24 protein-coding genes and 1 pseudogene are annotated in these 25891 nt (G+C 58.9%); 13 read left to right on the top strand and 12 right to left on the bottom strand.

Annotated features, from left to right (window positions below; all coding sequences use genetic code 11):
- Nucleotides 1–12 precede the first annotated feature (12 nt).
- Entirely contained in the window at nt 13–933 is a 921-nt protein-coding gene (choX, locus tag ACZZ0B_RS26065; RefSeq protein WP_463546558.1) for a choline ABC transporter substrate-binding protein, read from the top strand.
- Between the two features lie 174 nt (nt 934–1107).
- Nucleotides 1108–2676, top strand: a complete 1569-nt coding sequence (locus ACZZ0B_RS26070) for a SulP family inorganic anion transporter (RefSeq protein ID WP_008084340.1) — start codon at nt 1108–1110, stop codon at nt 2674–2676.
- Nucleotides 2677–2790: 114 nt separating this feature from the next.
- Here the strand turns inward: ACZZ0B_RS26070 and aroE are convergent, their stop codons facing one another.
- Nucleotides 2791–3612 carry a shikimate dehydrogenase gene (aroE, locus tag ACZZ0B_RS26075; RefSeq protein ID WP_463546559.1) on the bottom strand — a complete coding sequence of 274 codons (822 nt, stop codon included), beginning with the start codon at nt 3610–3612 and terminating at the stop codon, nt 2791–2793.
- A gap of 9 nt (nt 3613–3621) precedes the next feature.
- The gene (gene hemF, locus ACZZ0B_RS26080) at nt 3622–4536 is read right to left on the bottom strand and encodes an oxygen-dependent coproporphyrinogen oxidase (protein ID WP_463546560.1); all 915 of its coding nucleotides are present in this window, start codon (nt 4534–4536) and stop codon (nt 3622–3624) included.
- Between the two features lie 149 nt (nt 4537–4685).
- Here hemF and ACZZ0B_RS26085 point away from each other — a divergent pair, with 149 nt between their 5' ends.
- A complete protein-coding gene (locus ACZZ0B_RS26085) occupies nt 4686–5663 on the top strand; it encodes an NADPH:quinone reductase (protein WP_463546561.1) in 978 nt (325 codons plus the stop codon).
- Nucleotides 5664–5751: 88 nt separating this feature from the next.
- Here ACZZ0B_RS26085 and tsaC read toward each other — a convergent pair whose 3' ends face one another.
- From tsaC to ACZZ0B_RS26100, 3 genes are all read right to left on the bottom strand, one after another.
- Nucleotides 5752–6309: an L-threonylcarbamoyladenylate synthase type 1 TsaC gene (tsaC, locus tag ACZZ0B_RS26090; RefSeq protein WP_158830507.1), complete on the bottom strand. Its 558-nt coding sequence runs from the start codon at nt 6307–6309 to the stop codon at nt 5752–5754.
- Nucleotides 6310–6364: 55 nt separating this feature from the next.
- Complete coding sequence (dprA, locus tag ACZZ0B_RS26095) at nt 6365–7462, bottom strand: DNA-processing protein DprA (protein WP_008084347.1); 1098 nt, start codon at nt 7460–7462, stop codon at nt 6365–6367.
- 84 nt (nt 7463–7546) lie between these two features.
- A complete protein-coding gene (locus ACZZ0B_RS26100) occupies nt 7547–8572 on the bottom strand; it encodes a LysM peptidoglycan-binding domain-containing protein (protein WP_463546562.1) in 1026 nt (341 codons plus the stop codon).
- Nucleotides 8573–8730: 158 nt separating this feature from the next.
- Here ACZZ0B_RS26100 and def point away from each other — a divergent pair, with 158 nt between their 5' ends.
- The 5 genes from def to ACZZ0B_RS26125 all read left to right on the top strand — a co-directional run bounded on the left by def (nt 8731) and on the right by ACZZ0B_RS26125 (nt 13406).
- Entirely contained in the window at nt 8731–9237 is a 507-nt protein-coding gene (gene def, locus ACZZ0B_RS26105; protein WP_008084349.1) for a peptide deformylase, read from the top strand.
- A gap of 57 nt (nt 9238–9294) precedes the next feature.
- Nucleotides 9295–10254, top strand: a complete 960-nt coding sequence (gene fmt / locus ACZZ0B_RS26110; protein WP_463546563.1) for a methionyl-tRNA formyltransferase — start codon at nt 9295–9297, stop codon at nt 10252–10254.
- Nucleotides 10251–11561 carry a 16S rRNA (cytosine(967)-C(5))-methyltransferase RsmB gene (gene rsmB / locus ACZZ0B_RS26115; protein WP_463546564.1) on the top strand — a complete coding sequence of 437 codons (1311 nt, stop codon included), beginning with the start codon at nt 10251–10253 and terminating at the stop codon, nt 11559–11561. The genes fmt and rsmB overlap by 4 nt, the downstream gene beginning before the upstream one ends.
- 22 nt (nt 11562–11583) lie before the next feature.
- On the top strand, nt 11584–12960 hold the full coding sequence (gene trkA, locus ACZZ0B_RS26120) for a Trk system potassium transporter TrkA (RefSeq protein ID WP_008084356.1): 1377 nt from the start codon (nt 11584–11586) through the stop codon (nt 12958–12960).
- Between the two features lie 131 nt (nt 12961–13091).
- Nucleotides 13092–13406 (top strand): tetratricopeptide repeat protein, encoded by a 315-nt coding sequence (locus ACZZ0B_RS26125; RefSeq protein WP_159813429.1) that lies wholly within the window; start codon nt 13092–13094, stop codon nt 13404–13406.
- A 4-nt stretch (nt 13407–13410) separates the two neighbouring features.
- Here ACZZ0B_RS26125 and ACZZ0B_RS26130 read toward each other — a convergent pair whose 3' ends face one another.
- From ACZZ0B_RS26130 to tag, 3 genes are all read right to left on the bottom strand, one after another.
- Nucleotides 13411–13650 carry a PilZ domain-containing protein gene (locus ACZZ0B_RS26130; RefSeq protein ID WP_053125318.1) on the bottom strand — a complete coding sequence of 80 codons (240 nt, stop codon included), beginning with the start codon at nt 13648–13650 and terminating at the stop codon, nt 13411–13413.
- Between the two features lie 108 nt (nt 13651–13758).
- Nucleotides 13759–14646: a lysophospholipid acyltransferase gene (locus tag ACZZ0B_RS26135; RefSeq protein ID WP_008084359.1), complete on the bottom strand. Its 888-nt coding sequence runs from the start codon at nt 14644–14646 to the stop codon at nt 13759–13761.
- Between the two features lie 40 nt (nt 14647–14686).
- A complete protein-coding gene (gene tag, locus ACZZ0B_RS26140; protein WP_463546565.1) occupies nt 14687–15244 on the bottom strand; it encodes a DNA-3-methyladenine glycosylase I in 558 nt (185 codons plus the stop codon).
- Nucleotides 15245–15325: 81 nt separating this feature from the next.
- On the opposite strand from tag, the gene glyQ reads away from it, so the two are divergent.
- The 4 genes from glyQ to ACZZ0B_RS26160 all read left to right on the top strand — a co-directional run bounded on the left by glyQ (nt 15326) and on the right by ACZZ0B_RS26160 (nt 19737).
- The gene (gene glyQ, locus ACZZ0B_RS26145) at nt 15326–16279 is read left to right on the top strand and encodes a glycine--tRNA ligase subunit alpha (protein ID WP_025112261.1); all 954 of its coding nucleotides are present in this window, start codon (nt 15326–15328) and stop codon (nt 16277–16279) included.
- Complete coding sequence (gene glyS, locus ACZZ0B_RS26150; RefSeq protein WP_463546566.1) at nt 16276–18330, top strand: glycine--tRNA ligase subunit beta; 2055 nt, start codon at nt 16276–16278, stop codon at nt 18328–18330. The genes glyQ and glyS overlap by 4 nt, the downstream gene beginning before the upstream one ends.
- 4 nt (nt 18331–18334) lie before the next feature.
- Nucleotides 18335–18874, top strand: coding sequence for a D-glycero-beta-D-manno-heptose 1,7-bisphosphate 7-phosphatase (gene gmhB / locus ACZZ0B_RS26155; protein ID WP_174245032.1), 540 nt, complete (start codon nt 18335–18337; stop codon nt 18872–18874).
- An 83-nt stretch (nt 18875–18957) separates the two neighbouring features.
- Nucleotides 18958–19737, top strand: coding sequence for a lysophospholipid acyltransferase family protein (locus ACZZ0B_RS26160; RefSeq protein WP_463546567.1), 780 nt, complete (start codon nt 18958–18960; stop codon nt 19735–19737).
- 168 nt (nt 19738–19905) lie between these two features.
- On the opposite strand, the gene ACZZ0B_RS26165 is transcribed toward ACZZ0B_RS26160, so the two are convergent.
- The gene (locus ACZZ0B_RS26165) at nt 19906–21438 is read right to left on the bottom strand and encodes a sensor histidine kinase (RefSeq protein ID WP_463546568.1); all 1533 of its coding nucleotides are present in this window, start codon (nt 21436–21438) and stop codon (nt 19906–19908) included.
- Nucleotides 21439–21607: 169 nt separating this feature from the next.
- Between ACZZ0B_RS26165 and ACZZ0B_RS26170 the strand changes: the two genes are divergently transcribed.
- On the top strand, nt 21608–22324 hold the full coding sequence (locus tag ACZZ0B_RS26170; protein WP_129386946.1) for a response regulator transcription factor: 717 nt from the start codon (nt 21608–21610) through the stop codon (nt 22322–22324).
- Nucleotides 22325–22549: 225 nt separating this feature from the next.
- Here ACZZ0B_RS26170 and ACZZ0B_RS26175 read toward each other — a convergent pair whose 3' ends face one another.
- From ACZZ0B_RS26175 to ACZZ0B_RS26185, 3 genes and pseudogenes are all read right to left on the bottom strand, one after another.
- Entirely contained in the window at nt 22550–24184 is a 1635-nt protein-coding gene (locus ACZZ0B_RS26175; RefSeq protein ID WP_463546569.1) for an anti-phage dCTP deaminase, read from the bottom strand.
- A gap of 47 nt (nt 24185–24231) precedes the next feature.
- The gene (locus tag ACZZ0B_RS26180) at nt 24232–24399 is read right to left on the bottom strand and encodes a hypothetical protein (protein WP_463546570.1); all 168 of its coding nucleotides are present in this window, start codon (nt 24397–24399) and stop codon (nt 24232–24234) included.
- Nucleotides 24400–24978: 579 nt separating this feature from the next.
- Nucleotides 24979–25852 (bottom strand): annotated as a pseudogene (locus ACZZ0B_RS26185) (IS4 family transposase); the annotation flags it as partial.
- Between the last annotated feature and the right edge of the window lie 39 nt (nt 25853–25891).

A 25891-nucleotide genomic window follows, 5' to 3' on the forward strand; every position in this document is an offset into this window, starting at 1 on the left:
AAGGGGAAGTCCATGCGTAAGTTATCCACAGTAGTGACGGTTGGCCTGCTATCGCTAAGCAGCGCTGCGGCCTTCGCCGAGCAGAGTTGCGACACGGTGAAAATGGCCGACCCGGGCTGGAGCGACATCGCCGCGACCAATGCGATCACCGGGTTTCTGCTGGACGGCATGGGCTACAAGGCCAAAGTCGACACCCTCGCGGTGCCGATCACCTTTGGCGGGTTGAAGGACGGCCAGGTGGATGTCTTCCTCGGCAACTGGATGCCGGCGCAGCAGGGCTTCTACGACAAGTTCGTCGCCACCGGCGACGTCACGCAATTGGCGAAGAACCTCGACGGCACTGAGTTCACCCTCGCCGTGCCGGACTACGTGTGGGATGCGGGTGTGCATAACTTTGCCGACCTGAACAAATACGCCGACAAGTTCGACAAGAAGATCTACGGCATCGGCTCGGGTGCGCCGGCGAATATCTCGTTGCAGGAAATCATCAAGAAGAACGACTTCGACCTGGGCCAGTGGAAGCTGATCGAGTCCAGCGAGCAGGCGATGCTGGCCGAAGTGTCGCGGGCGGTGAAGAAACAGAAATTCGTCACCTTCCTCGGCTGGACGCCGCACCCGATGAACGTGCAGTTGAAGATGCATTACCTGAAGGGTGGCGAGAAGTATTTTGGCGATACTGGCAGCGTGTTCACGTTGACGCGTAAGGGCTATGCCGAGGCGTGTCCGAATGTGGGTAAATTGCTGACCAATCTGTCGTTCACGCAGGAGATGGAGAACAGCATCATGGCTGAGGTGGTGAACAAGAAGGTCACTAATGCCGCGGCGGCGAAGGCGTGGATCAAGGCGAATCCGGCGGTGTTGGACAAGTGGCTGGACGGGGTGAAGACGGTTGACGGGAAGGATGCGTTGGCGGCAGTAAAAGCCAAGCTGTAATGCTTTCTACTTGATGATCGTTCCCACGCTCCGCGTGGGAATGCAGCCCGGGACGCTCCGCGTCCCATTCAAAGCCGAACGCGGAGCGTCCGTTGAGGCATTCCCACGCAGAGCGTGGGAACGATCAGCGTAACGGGCTGATACCCTAACTAAAAATTTCAACCGCGAGGACCCATGGCCTTCCCCAGCCGCCACTCTCTCTTCCCCTTCCTGACCTGGCTACCGCGGCAAACCCGCGCCAGCGTAGGACGGGATCTGATCGTCGGCCTCAGCGGCGCAATTCTCGCGTTACCCCAGTCGATTGCCTACGCACTGATTGCCGGTCTCCCACCCGAATACGGTCTCTACGCTGCGATCATCCCGGTGTTGATCGCCTGCCTGTGGGGTTCGTCATGGCACCTGATCTGCGGCCCGACAGCGGCCATTTCCATCGTGCTGTTCGCCAGCGTCAGCCCGTTGGCCGTGCCGGCCTCGCAGGACTACATCACGCTGATCCTGCTGCTGACCTTACTCGCGGGGATTTTCCAGTGGCTGCTCGGCCTGCTGCGCTTCGGTGCGCTGGTGAATTTCGTCTCACATTCGGTGGTGCTCGGTTTCACCCTCGGCGCGGCGGTGGTGATCGCCATCGGGCAATTGCCGAACCTGCTGGGGCTGGAGTTGCCGGCCAAAGCCACGGCGCTGGCGAGTCTGATGGATCTGCTGCAACACCTCAGGGCTGTGGATAAGCCGTCATTAGTTCTGGGCGTAGCCACGGTGGTGGTCGGCGTGGTGTTGAAACAACTGCTGCCACGCTGGCCAACGCTGTTGATCACATTGGTGCTGGCCAGTCTGCTGGTGTGGCTGTGGCCAGCGATGTTCGGCCATGTGCATCTGGTCAGTGCGTTTGTTGGTCGCCTGCCGCCGTTCAGTGGCTTGCCGCTGGATCTGGACTTGATCCTGCGCTTGCTGCCCAGCGCTGTGGCGGTGGGCATGCTCGGTTTGGTCACCAGCCTGTCGATCGCGCGCTCGATTTCGGCGCGCTCGCAGCAGTTGCTCGATGCCAATCAGGAAGTTCGCGCGCAGGGCTTATCGAATATCGTCGGGGCGTTCTTTTCCGGGTCGCTGTCAGCCGGATCGTTTACCCGTTCTGGGTTGAGCTACGAGGCGGGCGCCTGCTCGCCATTGGCCGGGATCTTTTCAGCGATCTGGGTGGCGTTGTTTGCGATTTTCGGCGCCGGGCTGATTTCGCACATTCCCATTCCGGCGATGGCCGGCAGCATTCTGCTGATCGCCTGGGGCCTGGTCGATCATCGCGGCATCCGCGCATTGCTGCGGGTCAGCCGTGCCGAGTTTGTGGTCATGGCGCTGACTTGCCTGGCGACATTGCTGCTGGAATTGCAGACGGCGATTTATGCCGGGGTGCTGGCGTCGCTGTTCTTCTACCTCAAGCGCACCTCGCAACCGCGCGTGCAGCATTGGCGCGACGGTGAGGACGATGTGTTGCGGGTTGGCGGCTCGATCTTTTTCGGCGCCAGCCATTACCTGCAAGTGCGCCTGCAACGGATGCACGGCGCGCGGGTGGTGATCGAGGCGCAGCAGATCAACTTCATCGATTATTCGGGGGTGGAGATGCTGCATCAGGAGGCGCGACGCTTGCTCAGCCAGAGTCGCAGTTTGACCTTGCGCCGGGCGCGACCGCAGGTGGTGGAGGAATTGAGGAAGCTTGAAGGGCCGGAGAAATGTCCGATCCGGTTTGAGGATTGATCTGATAGCACCGCATAACCCTGTAGGAGTGAGCCTGCTCGCGATAGCGGAGTGTCAGATAAAACCCTATCAACTGACACTCCGCTATCGCGAGCAGGCTCACTCCTACAAGGATTATTGCGCTAGTTGGCGGCGTAGCTCGGCCAATACTTGCGCCGTATCGGGGCGCACACCGCGCCACAGGAAGAACGCCTCAGCCGCCTGCTCGGCGAGCATCCCCAAACCATCCATCGACACCGCCGCGCCATGCTCGCTGGCCCAGCGGCAGAATGCCGTCGGCTCCTTGCCGTACATCATGTCGTAGCACAGGGTTTTACCCGGCTCGATCAGGCTCGGCGCAATCGGCGGTACATCACCGGTCAGGCTCGCCGACGTGGCATTGATGATCACGTCCACCGGCTCACGCAACCAGTCAAACCCGCTCGCCGACACAGGCCCCAGATCGCAGAACAACTCGGCCAGCAACTCAGCCTTGTCCACCGTGCGATTGGCGATGATTACCGAGGCCGGTTGCTCCGCCAGCAACGGCTCCAGCGCGCCACGCACTGCACCGCCCGCACCGAGCAGCAAAATGCGTTTGCCGGTCAGGCTGAACCCGGCGTTTACCGTCAGATCCCGCACCAGTCCGGCGCCGTCAGTGTTGTCGCCGAGCAATGAACCGTCGGCGAGTTTGCTCAAGGTGTTCACCGCGCCAGCACGTTCTGCTCGGGCAGTGAGGCTGTTGGCCAAGCGATAAGCGTCTTCCTTGAACGGCACGGTCACATTGGCGCCGCGACCTTGTACGAAAAAGGCTTTAGCGCAGCCGGAAAAATCGTCGAGCGGCGCCAGCAGGGTGCCGTAGTCGAGGCTCTGACCGGTCTGCTCAGCGAACAACTTGTGAATCATCGGCGATTTGCTGTGGCCGATCGGGTTACCGAAAACGACGTAACGATCCATCAGAAATCCTCAGGCCTCGGCCAACCAGTCGCGGTCTTGCAGAAAGTACTCGGTCAGGCGCGCTTCTTCGCTGCCCGGCTCGGCTTTCCAGTCGTAGCCCCAGCGCACTTGCGGCGGCAGCGACATCAGGATCGATTCGGTACGCCCGCCCGATTGCAGGCCGAACAATGTGCCACGGTCGTAGACCAGGTTGAATTCAACGTAACGGCCACGGCGGAATTCCTGGAATTCACGCTGCTGCGCGGTGAACGCAGCGTTTTTACGGCGCTGCACGATCGGCAGATAAGCATCGATGTAGGCGTCGCCGATCGCGCGCATGAAAGCGAAGCTGGTGTCGAAGTCCCACTCGTTCAGGTCATCGAAGAACAGCCCGCCGATGCCGCGCGGTTCGTGGCGATGCTTGATGTGGAAGTAGGTGTCGCACCAGGCTTTGTAGCGCGGGTAGACGTCCGTGCCGAACGGCGCGCAGGCCTGTTCGGCGACGCGATGCCAGTGGATGCAGTCTTCTTCGTTGCCGTAATACGGGGTCAGGTCGAAGCCGCCACCGAACCACCAGACCGGCTCTTCGCCTTCTTTTTCAGCGATAAAAAAGCGCACGTTGGCGTGGGACGTCGGCACATGCGGGTTGTGCGGGTGGATCACCAGCGACACGCCGAGGGCTTCAAAACCGCGACCGGCCAATTCCGGGCGATGGGCGCTGGCGGACGGCGGCAGGCCGCTGCCGAAGACGTGGGAAAAGTTGACGCCGCCCTTTTCGATCAGCGTGCCGTTCTCGATCACGCGGGTGCGACCGCCACCGCCAGCCGGCCGGGTCCAGGCGTCTTCGACGAAGCGCGTGCCGCCGTCTTCGAGTTCGAGGGCGGCGCAGATGCGGTCTTGCAGGTCGAGCAGATAGGCCTTTACGGCGTCGGTGCGGGTCGTCATGGCTTCACCTTGAATCGGGCGGCGCCCCGCAGGCGGGCGACGCAAATGGGCGCGTAGCATACCACCGCAGACTGACGCGCCGCAGTTGACGAAGATCAAGCATGGGAGTTGGATAGGGGGCTCACGAAAGACCCAAGGAGAGCAGGCAGATGGCAAAGCGTATCCAGTTCCGCGCCCACGGCGGCCCCGAAGTGCTCGAATTTGTTGACTACGAACCCGCCGCGCCCGGCCCCAACCAAGTGCGCGTGGCCAACAAGGCGATCGGCCTGAATTTCATCGACACCTATTTCCGCAGCGGTCTGTATGCGCCACCAGCGTTGCCGTCCGGCCTCGGGGCCGAAGGTGCAGGCGTGGTTGATGCCGTCGGCAGTGGCGTTACCCGTTTCAAGGTCGGTGATCGCGTGGCGTACGGCAGTGGGCCGTTGGGCGCTTACAGCGAGTTTCACGTGTTGCCTCAGGACAATCTGGTGAAACTGCCGGATGAAATCAGTTTCGAAACGGCGGCGGGGGTGATGCTCAAGGGCCTGACCGTGCAGTACCTATTACGCCAGACCTATGAGCTGAAGGGTGGCGAAACCATTTTGTTCCACGCCGCAGCCGGTGGTGTCGGTTCGCTGGCCTGCCAATGGGCCAAGGCCCTGGGCGTGAAGCTGATCGGTACCGTCAGCTCGAAAGAGAAAGCTGAACTGGCCAAGGCCAACGGCGCTTGGGCAACCATCGATTACAGCCATGAAAATGTTGCCGAACGTGTGCTGGCGCTCACCGATGGCAAGAAGGTCCCGGTGGTTTACGACGGTGTGGGCAAGGACACGTGGCTGACGTCGCTGGACAGCGTTGCACCGCGCGGTCTGGTGGTGAGTTTTGGTAATGCGTCAGGTGCGGTGGACGGGGTGAACCTGGGGATTCTTGCGGCGAAAGGCTCGCTGTACGTGACCCGGCCGACACTGGCGACTTACGCCAATAACGCCGAGAACCTGCAGCGGATGGCCGATGAGCTGTTTGAGATGATCATCAGTGGCAAGTTGAAGGTGGATATCAGTCAGCGTTATTCACTGGCTGAGGCGGCCAAAGCCCAGACCGAGTTGTCGGCTCGACGGACGACAGGGTCGACAATTCTGTTGCCTTGATTGGCCCCATCGCGAGCAGGCTCACTCCTACAGGGGAACGCATTCCAAATGTAGGAGTGAGCCTGCTCGCGATGGAAGCGACGCGGTATCAGGCCGGGCGCACGATGTTGCCCGTGGCCAAATCACGAATCAGGCTCGGGTTCTTGCGCCCACCCAACTCCCCGCCCAGCACCAGATCAATCTGCCCCCGGAAATACTGCTCGACGCGCAACCGCGTGCGCGCTGCCGGACGTCCTTGCGGGTTGGCCGAGGTCGAAATCAGCGGCCCGACCATCGAGCACAGATCACGCACCTGCGGATGATCGCTGACGCGCAGCGCCACCGTGTCGTGCACACCCGTCACCCATTCCGGCAGCAAGCATTGGTGCGGCACCAGCCAGGTGTTCGGCCCCGGCCAGGTGCTGGCCATGCGATCGAGCCATTCCTGCGGGAAGTCTTCGAACAGGAAGTCGAACTGGCGAATGTTGTCGGCGACCAGAATCAGGCCCTTGTCGACCGAGCGATTCTTGATCGCCAGCAGCCGATCCACCGCCTCTTCATTCCACGGGTCGCAACCCAGCCCCCAGACGGCTTCGGTTGGATAGGCAATCACCGCCCCGGCGCGAATCTCTCGTGCGGCTTGTTGCACACGCCAACTGTTGACCATGAAAAAACTCTCCACAAACAGGTTTCGCGCAGTTTACCGATCTTCCTTGTAAAACCTAGCTCACCCGCGCAAACCAGCGTCCGTTTTCACTCACCGCGCGGCCATCCATTTCCAGTTCGGTCAGCGCTGCCAGCACTTTCGGTAACGCCCAGCCGCTGCTGTCGGCCAGACCTTCGCTGGTGTGCGGCGCGGCGTGCAGCAACATAAGCAGTGGATGATCGACTTTCGGCGTGTCTGCGGACAGCGGCAAACGCTGCCAGCCGCGCAGCGCTTCGAGGATGTGCTCGATAGTTTCCACCAGCACCGCGCCATCGCGAATCAACTGGTGACAGCCCCGTGCGCCGGGGTGATGGATCGAGCCGGGAATCGCGTAAACCTCGCGCCCCTGTTCTGCCGCCAGCCTTGCCGTGATCAAGGATCCGCTGGCGACACTGGCCTCGACCACCAACACGCCGAGGGACAAACCGCTGATGATCCGATTGCGCCGGGGGAAGTTGCTCGCGGTCGGCCCGGCATCCAGCGGAAACTCCGAAAGCACCGCGCTGCCGGACGCAATCATCGCGTCGGCCAAGCGTCGATTGCGCTGTGGATAAAAGTTTTCCAGCCCGGTGCCGAGCACCCCGACAGTCAGCCCACCGACATCCAGCGCGGCCTGATGCGCAGCGGCATCTATGCCCAGCGCCAGACCGCTGGTGATGACAAAACCAGCCCCGGCCAAGCTGCGGGAAAACGCCGCTGCGGTGTCCATTCCCGGACGCGAAGCGCGGCGGCTGCCGACCATCGCCAGTTGCGGTTTTTCGAGAATCAGCGGATCACCGGCGACAAACAGCAACGGTGGCGGATCCGGAATTTGCGCCAGCAGCGCCGGGTAATCTGCCTGATCCCACATCAGCAAATGATGCTCCGGCCGCTCTAGCCAGCGCATTGCGTGGCTGGCGCCATCGCGCACTTCGGGACTACGGCGCGCTTCGGCACTCGACGTTGGCAAGCCCAACGAGCGCCAGGCACTGGCCGGCGCGCTGATGGCTTTCGAAGCCGAGCCAAAGGCTTCGAGCAATTTTGTAAAACGCTTGGGGCCGATGTCCGGCAAGCGGTGCAGGCGCAGACGCGCTTCCAGTTCCGCCGGCGAAACCGACGTGCAGACAGACAGCATGATTGGATCATCCTTGATCGTTATAAGCCCCGAACCATTCGGAACAAGCTGTGGATAACTCTGTTGGTAACTTGTGAAGCAAGCTTACGGATTTCGCACCTTGTCGAGCACCGCCAGCGAGCGCGATGCGTTAAGGACGAGGCCGTAACTGAGTTTGTCGTAGGTACGGAACACCATCAGCAACCCGGCGCGTTCGTCAGGAATTTTCAGCGGTTGGCCGGTGACGCGGTCGCGCACGGTTTCGCCGGTTTTCATCACCTCCAGCACGTTGCCTTCGACCAGCCCGTCGCGTTTGCCCTTGTTCAGGGTGACCACGTCCATCACGCCGATCTGGGTGACGCCGCGTGGTACGTCAATGATCACGCCGTTGATGCCCGTGGTCGGCGCGCTGGGCATGAAGGTCGAGTTGATTGAGCGCTCTTCACCGCTGAACAAGCGGTCGCCGAGGCGCACTTCCTGCGTGGTGCGTTGCAGGGCGAGGGTGGCAACGTCGCCTTCGGTCGCGACGATTTCACCGCCGCCGATGTCGTCGGCGTTGATGCCGAGAAACTCCTTGGTCTGCGGATCGGTGTAGACCTTGCCCTGGCGGAAGATGCCGTAGACCGGTTGATTCGGGTCGAAATGGCCGCGCGCGTAAATACGGTCGCCGGTGCCGCTGAGCACTCGTTCGGCATCGCCGGCGACGATGTACGGCGCCTTGTCGAAATCTTCGGCCTTGTCGACGATGCGGTTGCTCAGCAAAAAGCTGTTGATCGATTTCAGTGGAATGCTCGGAATCGCCTCGGCCACCGGGCTGGTGCGAATCCGTGGCGACAGTTTGATGGTGCCGCGCGACTCGCCGCGATTGAGCGTCAGGCGCGGTTGGCCGTTGACGTAGCTGAGCGTCAGCGTGTCGCCGGGATAGATCAGGTTGGGGTTTTCAATCTGCGGATTAGCCCGCCACAACTGTGGCCATTGCCAGGGCTCGCGCAGGTATTTGCCGGAAATGTCCCAGAGTGTGTCACCCGTAACCACTGTGTATTGCTGTGGAAAACCATCCCTGAGCTGCACTTGCCCTTGCGCTACGCCGGCCGAAGCCAGCAACAGCAGGGCGAGTAGTGTTTTCCTCATGCAGTGAATCCCTTTATCATGTGCGTTCGCGTGAACCGTCAGAGCCCCCGTGGCTCGCTTGTGCAAAATGCACAAGCTACGCTTCACAACGGTAGCCTGCATCTTCGGACCTGCCAGGCCATCGCCCGACTTTACTCAACACGTGCAGCAATCAGCCTATGGCCATTTTAGACATCCTCGAATTCCCGGACCCGCGTCTGCGCACTATCGCCAAGCCTGTGGCTGTAGTGGACGACGAAGTGCGTCAGTTGGTCGATGACATGTTTGAAACAATGTATGAAGCGCCGGGCATCGGCCTAGCCGCGACCCAGGTCAACGTGCACAAACGTATCGTCGTGATGGACCTTTCCGAAGACCGCACCGAGCCACGGGTGTTCATCAACCCCGAGTTCGAATCGCTGACCGAAGAAATGGAGCAATACCAGGAAGGCTGCCTCTCGGTACCGGGTTTCTACGAAAACGTCGACCGCCCGCAGAAGGTCAAGATCAAGGCGCTGGACCGCGACGGCAAGCCCTATGAACTGATCGCCGAAGGCCTGCTCGCGGTGTGCATCCAGCACGAATGCGACCACCTCAACGGCAAATTGTTCGTCGATTACCTGTCCACGCTCAAACGCGACCGGATCAAGAAGAAACTGGAAAAGCAGCACCGCCAGAACGCTTGATGCCCCTCTTCAAAGGCTTGCTGCGGCAAGCCTTTTTCTTTTTATGAGACTCCCTTCATGACTGAGCCACTGCGCATCGTTTTTGCCGGTACCCCGGAATTTGCCGCCGAACACCTCAAGGCCCTGCTGAACAGCCCTTACGAGATCGTTGCGGTCTACACCCAACCGGATCGTCCGGCCGGTCGCGGGCAAAAACTGATGCCGAGCCCGGTCAAACAGCTCGCGCTGGAAAATAATATCCAGGTGTTGCAGCCTCCGACGTTGCGCAACGCTGACGCTCAAGCCGAGCTGGCCGCGTTGAAGCCGGATTTGCTGGTGGTGGTCGCCTACGGCCTGATCCTGCCGCAAGTGGTCTTGGATATTCCGCGCCTGGGTTGCATCAACAGTCACGCCTCGTTGCTGCCACGCTGGCGCGGTGCGGCGCCGATCCAGCGCGCCGTCGAACACGGTGATGCCGAGAGTGGCGTAACCGTGATGCGCATGGAAGCCGGCCTCGACACCGGGCCGATGCTGCTCAAGGTCGTCACGCCGATCACTGGCGAAGACACTGGCGGCTCCTTGCATGATCGCCTCGCCGAGATGGGCCCACCAGCCGTGGTGCAAGCGATTGCCGGTCTGGCCGCAGGCACGCTGGAAGGCGAAGTGCAGAACGATGAACTCGCCACTTACGCGCACAAATTGAACAAAGACGAAGCACGCATCGACTGGAGCCGTCCGGCGGTTGAACTGGAGCGACTGGTGCGCGCCTTCAATCCATGGCCGATCACCCACAGCACCCTTAACGGTGAAGCGCTGAAAGTGCTCGCGGCGACCATTGCCGAAGGCAACGGCGCGCCGGGTGAAATCCTCAGCGCCAGCAAGGACGGCCTGGTCGTCGCCTGCGGCGAACAAGCGCTGTGCCTGACCCGCCTGCAATTGCCCGGCGGCAAAGCACTGAATTTCAGCGACCTGTTCAACAGCCGTCGCGAGAAATTCGCTGTCGGCACGGTGCTCGGCGCAGCGGTGGACGCGCAATGAACCCGCGTCTGGCCGCCGCCAAGGCACTCGCCGCCGTGCTCAGCGGCAAAGCCTCGCTGAACAGCTCTCTGCCGACACAACTGGACAAGGTCGAGGATCGCGATCGCGGTTTTACCCAGGATCTGGCGTTCGGCACCGCGCGCTGGCAGCCACGCCTGTCGGCACTGGCGGAAAAACTTCTGCAGAAACCGTTCAAGGCTGCCGACGCCGATGTAGAGGCGTTGCTGCTGGTCGGTCTCTACCAATTGCTTTACACCCGCGTGCCGGCCCACGCCGCCATCGGCGAAACCGTCGGTTGCGCCGACAAACTGAAAAAGCCCTGGGCCAAAGGTCTGCTCAACGCTGTGTTGCGTAACGCTCAGCGCGAAAGCGAAACGATTTTTGCCGAGCTTGAGCGCGATCCAGTGGTGCGCACCGCTCATCCGCGCTGGCTGCAAAAATCCCTGAAAGCTTTTTGGCCGGAACAGTGGGAAGCCATCTGTGAGGCGAACAACGCGCATCCGCCGATGATCCTGCGCGTTAATCGTCGCCACCACAGCCGCGACGCTTACCTCGGTCTGCTGACTGAGGCCGGCATTGCTGCGACACCGTGCGTGTACAGCCGCGACGGCATCATTCTCGAAGCCGCCGCCGACGTGCGCAGCCTGCCGGGTTTCGCCGAAGGCTGGATCAGCGTGCAGGACGAAGCCGCGCAACTGGCCGCCGACCTGCTCGACCTGGCGCCGGGCCAACGCGTGCTCGACGCCTGCTGCGCGCCGGGCGGCAAGACCTGCCACATCCTCGAAGCCGAACCGGCGCTGGCCGGCGTGGTCGCGGTGGATCTGGAAGCCAAGCGTCTGGTGCGCGTGAAGGAAAACCTTGAACGCCTCGGCCTCAACGCCGAACTGATCGCCGCCGACGGTCGCGACACCGAGAAATGGTGGGACGGCAAACCGTTCCAGCGCATTCTGCTCGACGCGCCATGCTCGGCCACCGGCGTGATCCGCCGCCATCCGGACATCAAGCTGACCCGTCAGCCCGACGACATCGCCGCCCTCGCGCAACTGCAAGGCGAACTGCTCGACGCCATGTGGAAGACCCTCGAAGTCGGCGGCATTCTGCTGTACGCCACCTGCTCGACGCTGCCGACCGAGAACACCGAAGTCATCGCCGCGTTCCTTGAGCGTACGCCGGGCGCCCGTGAACTGGATCTGGCCACCACGGCCGGGATCAAGCAGCCCCATGGTCGCCAATTGCTGGCCCAGCAGGGCGGGCATGACGGGTTCTACTACGCCAAGCTGATCAAGATCGCTGCCGCGCGCGGCTAAACGGATTCAATGGAGTGACTGGATGAAAATCATCATCCTCGGTGCGGGACAGGTCGGCGGTTCGCTGGCCGAGCATTTGGCCAGCGAGGCCAACGACATTACCGTCGTCGACACCGACGGCGAACGCCTGCGCGACCTCGGCGACCGCCTCGACATCCGCACCATCCAGGGCCGTGGCTCGTTGCCGTCGGTATTGCGCCAGGCCGGCGCGGATGATGCCGACATGCTGGTGGCCGTGACCAACAGCGACGAAACCAACATGGTCGCCTGCCAGGTCGCTCACACGCTGTTCCACACCCCGACGAAAATCGCCCGGGTGCGCGAAGCGTCCTACCTGAACCGCGAAGAGCAACTGTTCCAGAACGAAGCGATTCCGGTCGACGTGCTGATCAGCCCCGAGCAAGTGGTGACCAACTACATCAAGCGCCTGATCGAGTATCCGGGTGCGTTGCAGGTCATCGACTTCGCCGAGGGCCAGGCGCAACTGGTGGCGGTGCGCGCGTATTACGGCGGGCCGCTGGTCGGTCAGCAACTGCGGCAGTTGCGTGAACACATGCCGAATGTCGAAACCCGCGTGGCGGCGATCTTCCGCCGCGACCGGCCGATCCTGCCGCAGGGCGACACGGTGATCGAGGCCGACGACGAAGTCTTCTTCATCGCCGCCCGTGAGAATATTCGCGCGGTGATGAGCGAAATGCGCCGTCTCGACGAAACCTACAAGCGCATTGTCATTGCCGGCGGCGGGCAGATCGGTGAGCGTCTGGCCGAGGCCATCGAAAGCCGTTATCAGGTGAAGATCATCGAGATGAACCCGGCGCGCTGCCGCTACCTCTCCGACACCCTGGACAGCACCGTGGTGTTGCAGGGCAGCGCGTCCGACCGCGATTTGCTGCTGGAAGAGAACATCGCCGACGCCGATATCTTCCTCGCCCTGACCAACGATGACGAAGCCAACATCATGTCGTCGCTGCTGGCGAAACGGCTGGGGGCGAAGAAGGTCATGACGATCATCAACAACCCGGCCTACGTCGACCTGATTCAGGGCGGCGACATCGACATCGCCATCAGCCCGCAACTGGCGACCATCGGCACGCTGCTGGCCCACGTGCGCCGTGGCGATATCGTCAGCGTGCACTCACTGCGGCGCGGTGCGGCGGAAGCCATCGAGGCAATTGCCCACGGTGATGCGAAGTCGAGCAAAGTGATTGGTAAACCGATCGAGAAAATCGGCCTGCCGCCGGGCACCACGATTGGCGCGGTAATCCGCAACGAACAAGTGATCATCGCCCACGACCACACGGTGATCGAAGCGGGCGACCATGTGATTCTGTTCCTTGTGGATAAAAAGCATATTCGTGATGTGGAGAAGCTGTTTCATGTGGGGTTGAGCTTCTTCTGAGGTTGATCGTTCCCACGCTCCGCGTGGGAATGCAGCCCGGGACGCTCTGCGTCCCAAGAGCGGACGCAGAGCGTCCATTGAGGCATTCCCACGCGGAGCGTGGGAACGATCACTGAAGCGAGGGTGCAAAAATGCTCGAATCCCTGGAAAAAATGCTCGCCAAGGGTGTGGATAACTCTCTGCTGCGCTTCGGCCTGGGCAAGGGCTATCTGGATCTTGGGGAAAACGCTAAGGCTGCCGAGCATTTCCAGCGTTGTGTCGGCTTTGATCCCAAGTACTCGGCCGCGTGGAAACTGTTGGGCAAGGCGCAACTGGCGCTGGGCGACACTGCCGCCGCACGTCAGGCGTGGGAACAAGGTCTGGAAGCCGCCCGCGCCCATGGCGACAAGCAGGCCGAGAAGGAAATGACGGTGTTCTTGAAGAAGCTTGATCGTCAGGCGCAGTGATTTTCTATAGATAGCGCAGGCCGATGCCTTCCGCATCGACCGTCACCACTTCCATTCGCACCCGTGGCGCGCCTGTGGGTAAGTCCTGCACCTGGCCATAGACGACCGCGCCTTTGGGCAATGATGCCAGGCTCGGATGCTGCACATAGACCCCGGTTGGCGACAAATTGCGGGTTTGCCCGAGGCATTCGCCGAAGCTGTCGTGGGTGATTTTAATGCGGAAGGATTTGCGGTGTTCGGACATCTTGGTGCGCCCTTTTTTTGAACGGTTCTGTGGATAACCTCAAGCAAGATCAAAAGATCGCAGCCTGCGGCAGCTCCTACAGGTTATCCACAGAGTGTGCCAACTTTTTCAGTACCAGCGTTCTTCGCCGGGTGGACGCTTTTTGAAGCGTTTCATGCTCCACATGTACTGGCTCGGATAGGCGGCGACATAGCGCTCGACGACTTTGCTCATTGCTGCGCAGGATTCGGCGGTATCGGTGCTGTACATGGCTTCGGGCGCGGCTTCGAGTATCACTTTGTAGCCAGAGCCGTCCGGCAGGCGCAGTGCATGCAGGAACACGCCGACCGCTTTACCACCGGCCAACATGTTCGGCACGAATTTGCTGGTCAGCGCTTGAGTGGCGAAGAACGGCACGAAGATCCCGGCGGATTCGGCCGGTTCCGGGTCAGCGGGGATGCCCACTGCACCACCTTTGCGCACTTCCTTGATGACGCTGAGGATGCCTTCCTTGGTGGAGGCGGCGACCTTGTTGCCCAGTTGCACGCGCTGTTTGCGCAACAATTCATCCACAGCCTTGAGCTTTGGCGGGCGGTAGAAAATGATCGGTTTGCACTGGCTGCAATAGAAGTGGTTGAGCACTTCCCAGTTGCCGAGGTGGCTGGTGATGCCGACCACGCCTTTGCCCGAGGCCAAAGCATCTTTCAGCACGTCGAGGCCTTCGACTTCGCGCACCAGATCGATTGAGCGCTGCGCCGGCCAGATCCACGCGCAGGCGCTTTCGGTCAGCGACTTGCCGATGTCTTTCAAACTCTGCCCGACCAGACGCTCACGCTCGGCCGGATCCATCTGTGGAAAACATTTGGCGAGGTTGATCCGCACCACGTCGCGGGAGCGGTTGGGGGTTTTCCACATGATCCAGCCAATCGCCGAACCCACGGCCTGCACGGCCCGCCATGGCAGCAGGGCAAACAGCCGCAGAGCGCCTACCAGCAAGGCGCCTTTAAACTTTTCCACAGGTCACTCCTGATCTTGTGCGGTGCGCGAGGCGGCCATTCTAACCGCCGTTGGCGAGCTGCGCGTAGCGGTCGCAATCCTGGGTGTGGTCCATGACCATCCCCGAGGCCTGCATCAGCGCGTAGCAAATGGTCGGGCCGACGAACGTGAACCCGGCCTTTTTCAGGGCTTTGCTCATCGCCAGCGCTTCGGCGGTGATCGCCGGGACTTCGCTGCGATCCTTGAAATGATTGATTATCGGTTGGTCGTTGACGAACGACCAGAGGAAGGCCACCGGATCCTCCAGCGCCAGCCAGGCCTGGGCATTACGCCGGGCGGCATTGAGTTTGAGGCAGTTGCGGATGATCCCCGGATCGAGCATCAATTCGTCGATTTCGGCGTCGCTCATTTGCGCCACGCGCTGTACGTCAAAGCCGAACAACACCTCGCGATAACGCTCGCGTTTGCGCAGCACGGTGATCCAGGACAGGCCAGCCTGGAACCCTTCGAGCAAAAGCAACTCGAACAAACCCTGCGCATCGCGTAGCGGCGTGCCCCACTCCTGGTCGTGATAAGCCATGTACAGCGGATCTTCGGTACACCAAAAGCAGCGTGGCATAAGGCTCCAGGGGGCGTGCGCAGCAATGAATCGGGTATACTCCCGCTCTTTAAATCGCAGCCCAAGAAACAGGTGAATTTCGTGAGCCAGCCTACGCCAGCCGTGCGTACCTTCCAAGACTTGATCCTCGCGCTCCAGCAATACTGGGCCGAGCAAGGTTGCGTGGTACTTCAGCCCTACGATATGGAAGTAGGCGCCGGCACTTTCCACACCGCGACCTTCCTCCGTGCCATCGGCCCGGAAACCTGGAACGCCGCTTACGTGCAGCCAAGCCGCCGTCCGACTGACGGCCGTTACGGTGAAAACCCGAACCGTCTGCAGCACTACTACCAGTTCCAGGTCGTGCTCAAGCCGAACCCGGACAACTTCCAGGAACTGTACCTGGGCTCGCTCAAGCATGTCGGCCTGGACCCACTGGTCCACGACATTCGCTTCGTCGAAGACAACTGGGAATCGCCGACCCTCGGCGCCTGGGGTCTGGGCTGGGAAGTCTGGCTGAACGGCATGGAAGTGACTCAGTTCACTTACTTCCAGCAGGCGGGCGGCATCGAGTGCTACCCGGTGACCGGCGAGATCACTTACGGTCTCGAGCGTCTGGCCATGTACCTGCAAGGCGTGGATTCGGTCTACGACCTGGTCTGGGCTGACGGCCCGATGGGCAAAGTCACCTACGGCGACGTGTTCCACCAGAACGAAGTGGAGCAGTCCACTTACAACTTCGAACACGCCAACGTCGACAAACTGTTCGAACTGTTCGACTTCTATGAAAGCGAAGCCAAGCGCCTGATCGAACTCGACCAGCCGCTGCCGTTGCCGAGCTACGAAATGGTGTTGAAGGCGTCGCACACCTTCAACCTGCTGGATGCGCGCCGGGCGATCTCGGTGACCGCGCGTCAGCAATACATTCTGCGCGTACGCACCTTGGCGCGTTCCGTTGCGCAAGCCTACCTGCTGGCGCGTGCCAAGCTGGGCTTCCCGATGGCGACCCCGGACCTGCGTGACGAAGTACTGGCCAAGCTGGAGGCAGCACAATGAGTGCGCAAGATTTTCTGGTTGAACTGGGCACCGAAGAACTGCCACCGAAAGCCCTGAACACCTTGGCTGAGGCGTTCCTCGCCGGTATCGACAAGGGCCTGCAAGCCGCAGGCCTGAGCTATGAGACTAAAACCGTCTACGCCGCGCCGCGCCGTCTGGCTGTGCTGATCACCGCGCTGGCCACCCAGCAACCGGATCGCAGCATCAACCTCGACGGCCCGCCACGTCAGGCGGCGTTCGACGCTGACGGCAATCCGACTCAGGCAGCGTTGGGTTTCGCCAAGAAATGCGGCGTTGATCTGAGCGAAATCGATCAGAGCGGCCCGAAACTGCGTTACAGCCAGAGCATCGCCGGCAAGCCGACCGCGAGCCTGCTGCCGACCATCGTCGAAGATTCGCTGAACGACCTGCCGATCCCGAAACGCATGCGTTGGGGTGCGCGCAAGGAAGAGTTCGTGCGTCCGACCCAGTGGCTGGTGATGCTGCTCGGTGACCAGGTCATCGACTGCACCATCCTCGCGCAGAAGGCTGGCCGTGACTCCCGTGGTCACCGTTTCCATCACCCGGAAAGCGTGCGCATCGGTTCGCCGTCGAGCTACCTCGCCGACCTGCGTGCCGCTTACGTGCTGGCCGACGCCAACGAGCGTCGCGAGATCATCAGCAAGCGCACCGAAGAGCTGGCCACCCGTCAGGAAGGCACCGCAATCGTTCCGCCGGCACTGCTCGACGAAGTGACCGCGCTGGTTGAATGGCCGGTGCCGCTGGTGTGCTCGTTCGAGGAACGTTTCCTCGACGTGCCGCAAGAAGCGCTAATCACCACCATGCAGGACAACCAGAAGTACTTCTGCCTGCTGGATGCCGACGGCAAGTTGCTGCCACGTTTCATCACTGTGGCCAACATCGAAAGCAAAGACCCGCAACAGATCATCGCCGGTAACGAGAAAGTGGTTCGCCCACGTCTGACCGACGCCGAGTTCTTCTTCAAGCAAGACAAGAAGCAGAAACTCGAAGCCTTCAACGATCGCCTGAAAAACGTGGTGTTCCAGGAAAAACTCGGCAGCGTCTACGACAAGGCCGAGCGTGTTTCCAAGCTGGCCGCGTACATCGCCGCTCGCATTGGCGGCAACGCTTCGTGGGCTGCTCGCGCTGGCCTGCTGTCGAAGTGCGACCTGGCCACTGAAATGGTCGGCGAGTTCCCGGAGATGCAAGGTGTCGCCGGTTACTACTACGCCCTCAATGACGGCGAGCCGGAAGACGTCGCGCTGGCGCTGAACGAGCAGTACATGCCACGCGGTGCCGGTGCTGAACTGCCAGCCACCCTGACCGGTGCGGCCGTCGCGATCGCTGACAAGCTCGACACCCTAGTCGGTATCTTCGGTATCGGCATGCTGCCAACCGGCAGCAAAGACCCGTATGCCCTGCGCCGTGCGGCACTCGGCGTGCTGCGTATCCTCATCGAGAAGAAACTCGATCTGGACCTGAACGACGCCGTCGCATTCGCGGTGAATGCGTTCGGTGCCAAGGTCAAGGCTGCCGGCCTCAACGAGTCGGTGCTGGAGTTCATCTTCGAACGTCTGCGTGCACGTTACGAAGACGAAGGCGTTGAAGTCGCCACTTACCTGTCGGTACGTGCCCTGAAGCCGGGTTCGGCGCTGGACTTCGACCAGCGCGTGCAAGCGGTGCAGGCCTTCCGCAAACTGCCGGAAGCGGCAGCGCTGGCGGCGGTGAACAAGCGTGTATCGAACCTGTTGAGCAAACTCGAAGGCGCGGTACCGACCGAAGTCCAAGCCAAGTATTTCGACAACGCCAACGAGTTCTCGCTGTACTCGGCGATCCAGCAAGCGGATCAGGCCGTACAGCCAATGGCTGCGGCGCGTCAGTACAACGAATCGCTGGCACGCCTGGCGGCATTGCGTGAGCCGGTGGATGCGTTCTTTGACGCGGTAATGGTCAATGCCGACGACGCCAATGTGCGGGCCAACCGTTACGCGCTGCTGGCGCGTCTACGTGGTCTGTTCCTCGGCGTTGCCGACATTTCGCTGCTGGGTTGAGGGATTGCTGTTGAAACTGCTGATTCTCGATCGGGACGGAGTGATCAATTACGACTCCGACGCTTACATCAAGTCGGTGGCGGAGTGGATTCCGTTGCCCGGCTCGATCGAAGCGATTGCGCAGTTGAGCAAGGCCGGCTGGACGGTGGCGGTCGCCACCAACCAGTCGGGCATTGCTCGCGGCTATTACGACCTCGCCACCCTCGATGCCATGCACGCACGCTTGCGTGAGCTGGTTGCGGAGCAGGGCGGTGAGGTCGGGCTGATCGTGTATTGCCCGCATGGGCCGGACGAAGGCTGCGATTGCCGCAAGCCGAAACCGGGGATGTTGAAAACCATCGCGGCGCATTACGACGTGGAGTTGACGAATGTCTGGTTCGTCGGCGACAGCCTTGGTGACCTGGAGGCCGCCAAAGCCGTCGATTCACAGCCAGTTTTGGTAAAGACCGGAAAAGGCGCAAAGACTCAGGGCAAAACCCTGCCGGTTGGCACTCTGATTTTTGACGATCTGGCGGCGATTGCCGCAGAACTTATCCACAACTAGAGTACTTCTGAAGTTCCTGACCAGGGATTGATCGGGAGTGCGCTTGAACACTCGGGCATTGCCCCGTCACGGTAAACGTCACTATGTCGATACTGCGGGCCATCAGAATTTTTCTCTTTTACCTGCTGCTGGGCACCACTTCCCTGCTGTGGTGCAGTTTGAGTTTTTTCATCGCGCCGTTTCTGCCGTTCAAGGCGCGTTACCGTTTTATCAACGTGTACTGGTGCCGTTGCGCCTTGTGGTTGACCAAGGTGTTTCTCGGTATCCGCTACGAAATCAAGGGCACGGAAAACGTGCCTGACCGGCCCTGCGTGATTCAATCGAACCACCAGAGCACCTGGGAGACGTTCTTTCTCTCCGCTTATTTCTCGCCATTGAGCCAAGTGCTCAAACGCGAACTGCTGTACGTGCCGTTCTTTGGCTGGGCAATGGCCATGTTGCGGCCGATCGCGATTGATCGCGACAACCCGAAAGCGGCGCTGAAACAAGTCGCGGCCAAGGGTGATGAGCTGCTGAAGGACAACGTTTGGGTGCTGATCTTTCCGGAAGGCACTCGGGTGCCGTTTGGCACTGTCGGCAAGTTCTCGCGCAGTGGTAGCGCTTTGGCGGTGAATGCGGCGCTTCCGGTGCTGCCGATTGCACACAATGCCGGCAAGTTCTGGCCGAAAATCGGCTGGGGCAAGAAGTCCGGCGTGATCACCGTAGTCATCGGTGAACCGATGTACGCCGAAGGTACTGGGCCTCGCGCCATCGCCGAGCTTAACGACCGGGTGCAAGCCTGGAACGAGAAGACTCAACGCGAAATGGGCTCACTGCCACCGGCTCCGCAGGCACCGGCCGCCAATGATCAGATCGCTGTCTGAGATTTTGTGGATAACCTGTGTACGGTTTTGTTGAAAAGGCTTGAATATTGAAATTAAGTGATTGATTTACTTATATATTTCTCAAGCTCATAAAACGCCGTAAAACGTGCATAAGTTTTTTTTGGATGTAAAAAAACCGGCAGATATAGCCGGTTTTTTTGTGCCTGATCACTCGGGGATCAGCGGCAGTTCCAGCAGGAACGTAGTGCCTTGATCGACCACACTCAGGCATTCGATTTTACCGCCATGGTGATCGATCACTGCTTTGACCATCGACAGGCCCAGGCCCACGCCATCGATGCCCTGAGCCGAGGAAAAACGGCGGTACTGACTGAACAGATCGGGCAATTCATCGGCGGCGATGCCCTTGCCTTGATCCGACAGTTCGCAACGCAACCATTCCTCCTGACAGCTCACATGCAACCGGACAGTGGTGTCTGGCGGACTGTACTTGATGGCGTTTTCCAGCAAGTTGAACAGCGCACGGGTCAGCAAGCCTTGGTCAGCCGAGATCAGCCGCTCCTGGGATTCCTCATCCATGTTGTGGAGCAGCTCAATGCGTTTCTGCTGGGCGATGGGCAGTGCCTGGTCCAGCACGTCCAGCACCAACATCGCGAACAGACTTGGCTGGAACTGGTACGCCTCGGATTCGGCCCTCGCCAGCAAAACAAAACCGTCAGTCAAATCCAGCGCGCGACGCACCTGACGTTCGATCTGTTCGAACAGCGGTGTATCGGCGCCAGCCTGGTGCCGGTGGACATCGAGCAAGGCAAGGATCGCCGAGTGCGGGGCACGCAGATCGTGCGAGAGGAACCGCAGCAGAACTCCGCGTTGCTCTTCGGCGGCCCGTTCGGCGCTGAGGTCGGTCAGGCTGAGCAGCCAGCCGATCGGGGTGTCGCCGTCCACCGGCAGCAACGCGGCACGCTCCAAGCGCAGGCTGCGCTCCTTGTTGTCGCGGAATTCCAGCAGCGGCAGGGCGGACAGCGTCGGTCGCGCCGCTGTGGATAATTCCGGATAACCCAGGCGCGCCAGCTGATCAAGCACGTCATCCCCCACCAGCGCATGATCAAACAGCGCGCGGGACTTGCGGTTACCCAACAGGATCTGCCCCTTGGGATCAGTAATCAGCGTGGCGACGGGCAAGTACTCCAGGCCATCGGCAATGAACCGCCGCGTATCGCGGGTACGGCTCATGGCCTGCTCAAGCGCCATGATCTGGCCCTGCAGGCGATCAGCGCCGGTGAATTGCGAGCGACGCCGTTCAGGAAACACTTTCGGTTCGCGATCCAGCCGCGCCAGTTCCCAACCGAAGTAGGTCAGCACCACGCTTAAGCGCCGCCAGTTCCAGATCAGATAACCGAACAACATCCCCAGCACCGCCGGTGTCGGCGACCACCAACGGCGCATTTCCGCTAACCCCGCACTGGCCAGCAGCGCGCACGCCATGCCGATCAACGTGATCCAGAGCGCCCAACGCGGACGCCATAACAGCAGGCCAAGACTGCCGGCGACCAAGGCAACCGACAACAGGGCGCCGATGGCGGGAGTCGCATCGTGCAAGTTGATCTGCGCGCGATAAGACAGCAGCGCAGTCAGCGGCAACAGCACTAGACTTATCCACAACCATTCGCGCACCAATTGGCGAAACAGGCGCTGCACCTGACTCGGCTCTCGGCTTTCACGCCGACGATCGTGGTTCATGTGGAAAAAGGGCAGGGCAGTGTGAATGGTTTCATAGGCCACAGGTCTGAGACGTAGACCCGAAGAATCATAGCGGACGTCGACCAACGGCGGGCCGCTTACTTTCACTGCGAGGGCCGAGCGACTATGGTTGTCCGCCAACTGCCCAAGCAACAAGGAATAACCGCGAATGCGCGTTGCGATTCTGGACGACGAACCCGCCGAACTGCGCCGGGTCGAGCAAACCCTGCAGCAAATGGCCGATGCCGGCGAACAGCCGTGGTCACTGCACAGCTTCGAGCGTGGCGAAGACCTGCTGCGCCAACTGCGCCGGGAAACTTTCGACCTGCTGATCCTCGACTGGCAACTGCCCGACCTCACCGGCCTGGCCCTGCTGCGCTGGACCCGCGAACACATGGAAGCGCCACCGGCGGCAATCATGCTCACCAGCCGTGATGGCGAGAGCGATATCGTTCAGGCGTTGAATGCGGGGGCGGATGATTATGTGAGCAAGCCGTTTCGGCCGAATGAGTTGAAAGCGCGGGTGGCTGCGGTGCTCCGACGGCATAGCCAGCAACGGGCGGCGGCGACGGAAGTGCTGAGCTTCAATGATCTGACGTTTGATGATGCTGAACTGACGGTAACTCGCGAGGGAAAGCCGATCGTTATGACCGAGCGCGAGTATCGGCTGGCGCGGTGTCTGTTCAGCAATCTCGGCCGGCCATTGTCGCGGGATTATCTGTATGAGCGGTTTTGGCCGCATGAGGAGATGGCTTCGTCGCGGCCATTGGATACGCATATCTATCGGCTGCGCAACAAGCTCGGCCTGACGGCGGATCGGGGTTGGCAACTGTTGACGATTTATGGGTATGGGTATCGGTTGGAGAGTGTGGCGACGGGTAGCTGACTCCAGTACCTCCGAAAGCATGGACCATATTGCTGCAATCAACAATATGGTTCGCTGGCTAGCTTAAAGTCATTGCTCCGCCAGCATCGACTAGTCATAAAAAAACCCGGTGAATATGATTCACTGGGTTTTTATTTCTCAATGCATTACTTATGTAGGCTTACAAAATAGATGCTTTAACAGCAATTTCAGCTAATCACGAATTATTTAAAACTCCCAATATATTCACTGATTAGGAATTTCACCACTGTCCTCAAGCCCCTTAAGTGCGACCTTACTTTCTACATCCAGATACGAATCTAGGTATTCGTGAGAAATCAACGAAGCATCTTTCCCAACAATACGTACAGCTTGACCCTTGTCATTTTTACGACGATGACTAAAAGCGAACAAGGTAGTATATCGAGTTGGAGAGACGCCTTGGAAGTTTTCAAATAAGACCTTTCCCGAAGAGGACTCATCGACGGAAATCGCATCGGAGTGCAATTTCATCGCTAGGCTTTTCTCATATGGTTCGATATATACCACACGTGAAATTCCCGAAGCAATGATATGTCGAGCACAATTATGGCACGGATAAGTAGTTGTATACATTACCGAACCAAGAGTAGAAATTTTTCCACTTCTAGCGATATTGAGAATTGCCTCCATCTCTGCGTGAATAGCTCGAGAATATTCAATGATCGAGCCAAGTGCAGTGATTTCAAGGATTTGAGTCGCCAGTCTTGAAGCATCTGTCGAACTTAAAAGAGATTTTTCACCGCTAATTTTTGCGCTTTCCCCGATATCTTTGGCTTGTATGAGGATCGGCGAAACTTCATCCATCACTTTGGTAGCCAGCTTCGGATTAATTTTAAATTTGGATAGTATAGTTACTATATCTTTAGCTAAACGTTGCTTCGTATCATCGTTGTAGCATTTCTTACCATGTACTACACAACGTTGGTCATTTTCAGAATCCTCATTATAGAGGCCTCCGCCTCCGGCAGGAACGTCGTTCCAACCGACAGATATGACATCACCCGAAACGTTAGCGATGGCGGCCCCAACTTGGCGACTTAGGCATGCTGATTTTAAAGAAGCCGCATACGCTGCATACATACCCGCTTCGTCCCGGGTTGGAGTAATCCCATTCTCACCGTGCACCAATCCAACAAATCTTTTACACGGCTTCGTAATATTGCCAGAACTCTTTAAGCTATGTTTCACGAAATAATCAGATTTGTGGATCGTTTTTTCCAGTTGCTGCCCGTGAGTTACATTTTCTTTCCGATCACGTTCAACTAAATTCTGTGCATCGACAGGGCTCAATCCCTCCGATTGCAAATATTCCAAACGAGCGTTTTGGGGGCTCATCACGCCTACGAGAAAGAACGCATTTCGATAGGTGAGACGAAACAGCTCCACTTCTGCGGGGTGTTTAAGCTGATCAACAATATAGACTGCCCGAGGAGGAACCGCATCACCACTCTCGTTCATTTTTACTTGACGATTGGCAGATATATATTTTATGGCTTGAGTAGCTAATGTATCATCTGTGAACTTATCACGGATTGCATTGCCAAGATCTTGAAGCGCGGTATAGCGTGAAAAAAAATCGAGAGCTTCGATGGATCCAATGTCCGGGCCAACCTCAGAAAGATCATCGTGGTTCGCTGCAAGCTCTTTGATCAGACTACTTACCTTGACAATAGTCACTTCATAAGAGAATGCACCAAATTGATCTTTTAGTTCAGAAACTACATCTTGCAAATTGCAACCAACTGCGCCGCACACACCAATCACGATTTCATTGGTACGCCGAGACTTAATTTTTTCTTTTAAGTTTTGGTCTCTATCAGCATGATTGCTTTCGGACATTCCTTTGTTAACAATACTCTTAACTATCCCTGTCGCCATAATTTAAACTACCAGTCAAGTTTTTTAGCACGCTCAGCAATTTGTATGATCGCGTGTTGGTATTCTTTTTGCTTTCTACGCTGAGTAAATGCGTCCGAGAAAATTACGGAGTTGTGATGCTCCTCGCCGGGAACGACCTTGGCTACAGGTTTTTCAATGCGTTCTTCAGTTCTCATCGGCGGAGTTTCCTTAGTTTTAGGGTCCAACTGAGCTTTCGCTATACCGACATAAAGTCAAGATTAGACCATGTAGAAATTTTATCTAGTCTAGCTTAGCGTTTGCCGGTAGGCTGGCGCCGCCGCGCCAGCCTACCGGAAAACGCTAAGCTGTCAATGACCGCTCATCCAAGACCGCATACGGTACTGCAACCAAACCTAGCAAAATATCCTCACAGATCTGACAAACGTGTTGAGTTGACAGCAACACTCATGGTTGGTCGAAAAATGTACTGCGGTCTCCCTATCCTTCCACTGCTAAACCGAAAAGGTTTTTAGTGGAGAAACAGGACTACGGAAAATGGTGTACAGGTAAAGACTGAGCTTTGCGAAAGCTCAGGTGCCAAATTCTTTTCTTGCCCATACAAATGTCCGTTAGGCTTGCCCATCAGTATGCTATTGGGCAGACCAGATACATAATGAGCATAATCCACCAGCATGCCACCACTGTCCCAATTGGGTCATACACACTGCGGCCGGTTAATATGCAATCAGCTGTTCACCAATTGGATCCCGAAACAGCTTGGCAACGGCCTAGGTACTGTAGATCTTGGACGGGAACGACGTCATGACTGTTTTACTTCGCCTTGAGTTTCATAACTGACTTCACGCCCCCCCAATGTGTGGGAAGCGTCGGATTTCACTTTCTCGCTTGAGACTACACTTTCACGCGCACCAAACAATCATGCTGGTCGTAACGGGCGACATCTTTGCAAATCACTTCCTTTTTTGCCGGCGTCAGCCAGTGGCGGAAATGCCCTCGCGGCTCAGACTGAGCATGAGATCGAAGCTTCAGAAATCCTTGTCGAACAGCGTCACGGAATGGTCGGCGATCTGCTGCGAAAACTCATCGGCCAGAATCATCTCGCTGTTCCGGTAAGGGCTAAGTTGTGCCTCAAGATCAGAGGCCAACGCAGATTCATTAGCGCCACCAGACGCATCAGTGGAAAGCGAGTTTCACGGTCGGTTGGGTGTTTCCCGAACCGGAATGTTCTCGCAATTCAAGCGCGCCGCCATCCACCGCAAATACCTGATAATCCTAAAAAGTATCCTCGGGATAACGCTCCGCGCCCCATTGAGTACCTGTTTTACGAAACACTCAACTGGTTCGGCGCCGAGCCATTTGCGAGCCTGGGTCAAACTGCTACGGGCCAAGATGGTCAGAAGCCAGACCTTGGGCGCAGATGTTCAAACGTCGGGCGACCTCATGAACAGGCTCATCGCGAAACAACGCCATTCCGAGCACTAACCAGAGCACTTTGTCGGCGGGCAAGCGACGCCGACGGATAGTGGCTTGGCTGGACAGATCCAGCGCAGATGCGACCCACTCGATGGGAGTATTTTGAGTCAATGTACTCAAGTCGCAGAAGTTGAAAAGGTCGCCGAGGTCGAGCAAGTCCTGTTGAACAGACATAAAAAAATCCGATGCCAGAGATCTGACATCGGATTTTCG

It is taken from the genome of Pseudomonas sp. AC247, assembly GCF_979258015.1.

Bases quoted from the DNA above. Each gene is read 5' to 3' on its own strand.
- choX (WP_463546558.1), top strand. From the start codon at position 13: ATGCGTAAGTTATCCACAGTAGTGACGGTTGGCCTGCTATCGCTAAGC.
- ACZZ0B_RS26070 (WP_008084340.1), top strand. From the start codon at position 1,108: ATGGCCTTCCCCAGCCGCCACTCTCTCTTCCCCTTCCTGACCTGGCTA.
- aroE (WP_463546559.1), bottom strand. From the start codon at position 3,612: ATGGATCGTTACGTCGTTTTCGGTAACCCGATCGGCCACAGCAAATCG.
- hemF (WP_463546560.1), bottom strand. From the start codon at position 4,536: ATGACGACCCGCACCGACGCCGTAAAGGCCTATCTGCTCGACCTGCAA.
- ACZZ0B_RS26085 (WP_463546561.1), top strand. From the start codon at position 4,686: ATGGCAAAGCGTATCCAGTTCCGCGCCCACGGCGGCCCCGAAGTGCTC.
- tsaC (WP_158830507.1), bottom strand. From the start codon at position 6,309: ATGGTCAACAGTTGGCGTGTGCAACAAGCCGCACGAGAGATTCGCGCC.
- dprA (WP_008084347.1), bottom strand. From the start codon at position 7,462: ATGCTGTCTGTCTGCACGTCGGTTTCGCCGGCGGAACTGGAAGCGCGT.
- ACZZ0B_RS26100 (WP_463546562.1), bottom strand. From the start codon at position 8,572: ATGAGGAAAACACTACTCGCCCTGCTGTTGCTGGCTTCGGCCGGCGTA.
- def (WP_008084349.1), top strand. From the start codon at position 8,731: ATGGCCATTTTAGACATCCTCGAATTCCCGGACCCGCGTCTGCGCACT.
- fmt (WP_463546563.1), top strand. From the start codon at position 9,295: ATGACTGAGCCACTGCGCATCGTTTTTGCCGGTACCCCGGAATTTGCC.
- rsmB (WP_463546564.1), top strand. From the start codon at position 10,251: ATGAACCCGCGTCTGGCCGCCGCCAAGGCACTCGCCGCCGTGCTCAGC.
- trkA (WP_008084356.1), top strand. From the start codon at position 11,584: ATGAAAATCATCATCCTCGGTGCGGGACAGGTCGGCGGTTCGCTGGCC.
- ACZZ0B_RS26125 (WP_159813429.1), top strand. From the start codon at position 13,092: ATGCTCGAATCCCTGGAAAAAATGCTCGCCAAGGGTGTGGATAACTCT.
- ACZZ0B_RS26130 (WP_053125318.1), bottom strand. From the start codon at position 13,650: ATGTCCGAACACCGCAAATCCTTCCGCATTAAAATCACCCACGACAGC.
- tag (WP_463546565.1), bottom strand. From the start codon at position 15,244: ATGCCACGCTGCTTTTGGTGTACCGAAGATCCGCTGTACATGGCTTAT.
- glyS (WP_463546566.1), top strand. From the start codon at position 16,276: ATGAGTGCGCAAGATTTTCTGGTTGAACTGGGCACCGAAGAACTGCCA.
- ACZZ0B_RS26160 (WP_463546567.1), top strand. From the start codon at position 18,958: ATGTCGATACTGCGGGCCATCAGAATTTTTCTCTTTTACCTGCTGCTG.
- ACZZ0B_RS26165 (WP_463546568.1), bottom strand. From the start codon at position 21,438: ATGAACCACGATCGTCGGCGTGAAAGCCGAGAGCCGAGTCAGGTGCAG.
- ACZZ0B_RS26170 (WP_129386946.1), top strand. From the start codon at position 21,608: ATGCGCGTTGCGATTCTGGACGACGAACCCGCCGAACTGCGCCGGGTC.
- ACZZ0B_RS26175 (WP_463546569.1), bottom strand. From the start codon at position 24,184: ATGTCCGAAAGCAATCATGCTGATAGAGACCAAAACTTAAAAGAAAAA.
- ACZZ0B_RS26180 (WP_463546570.1), bottom strand. From the start codon at position 24,399: ATGAGAACTGAAGAACGCATTGAAAAACCTGTAGCCAAGGTCGTTCCC.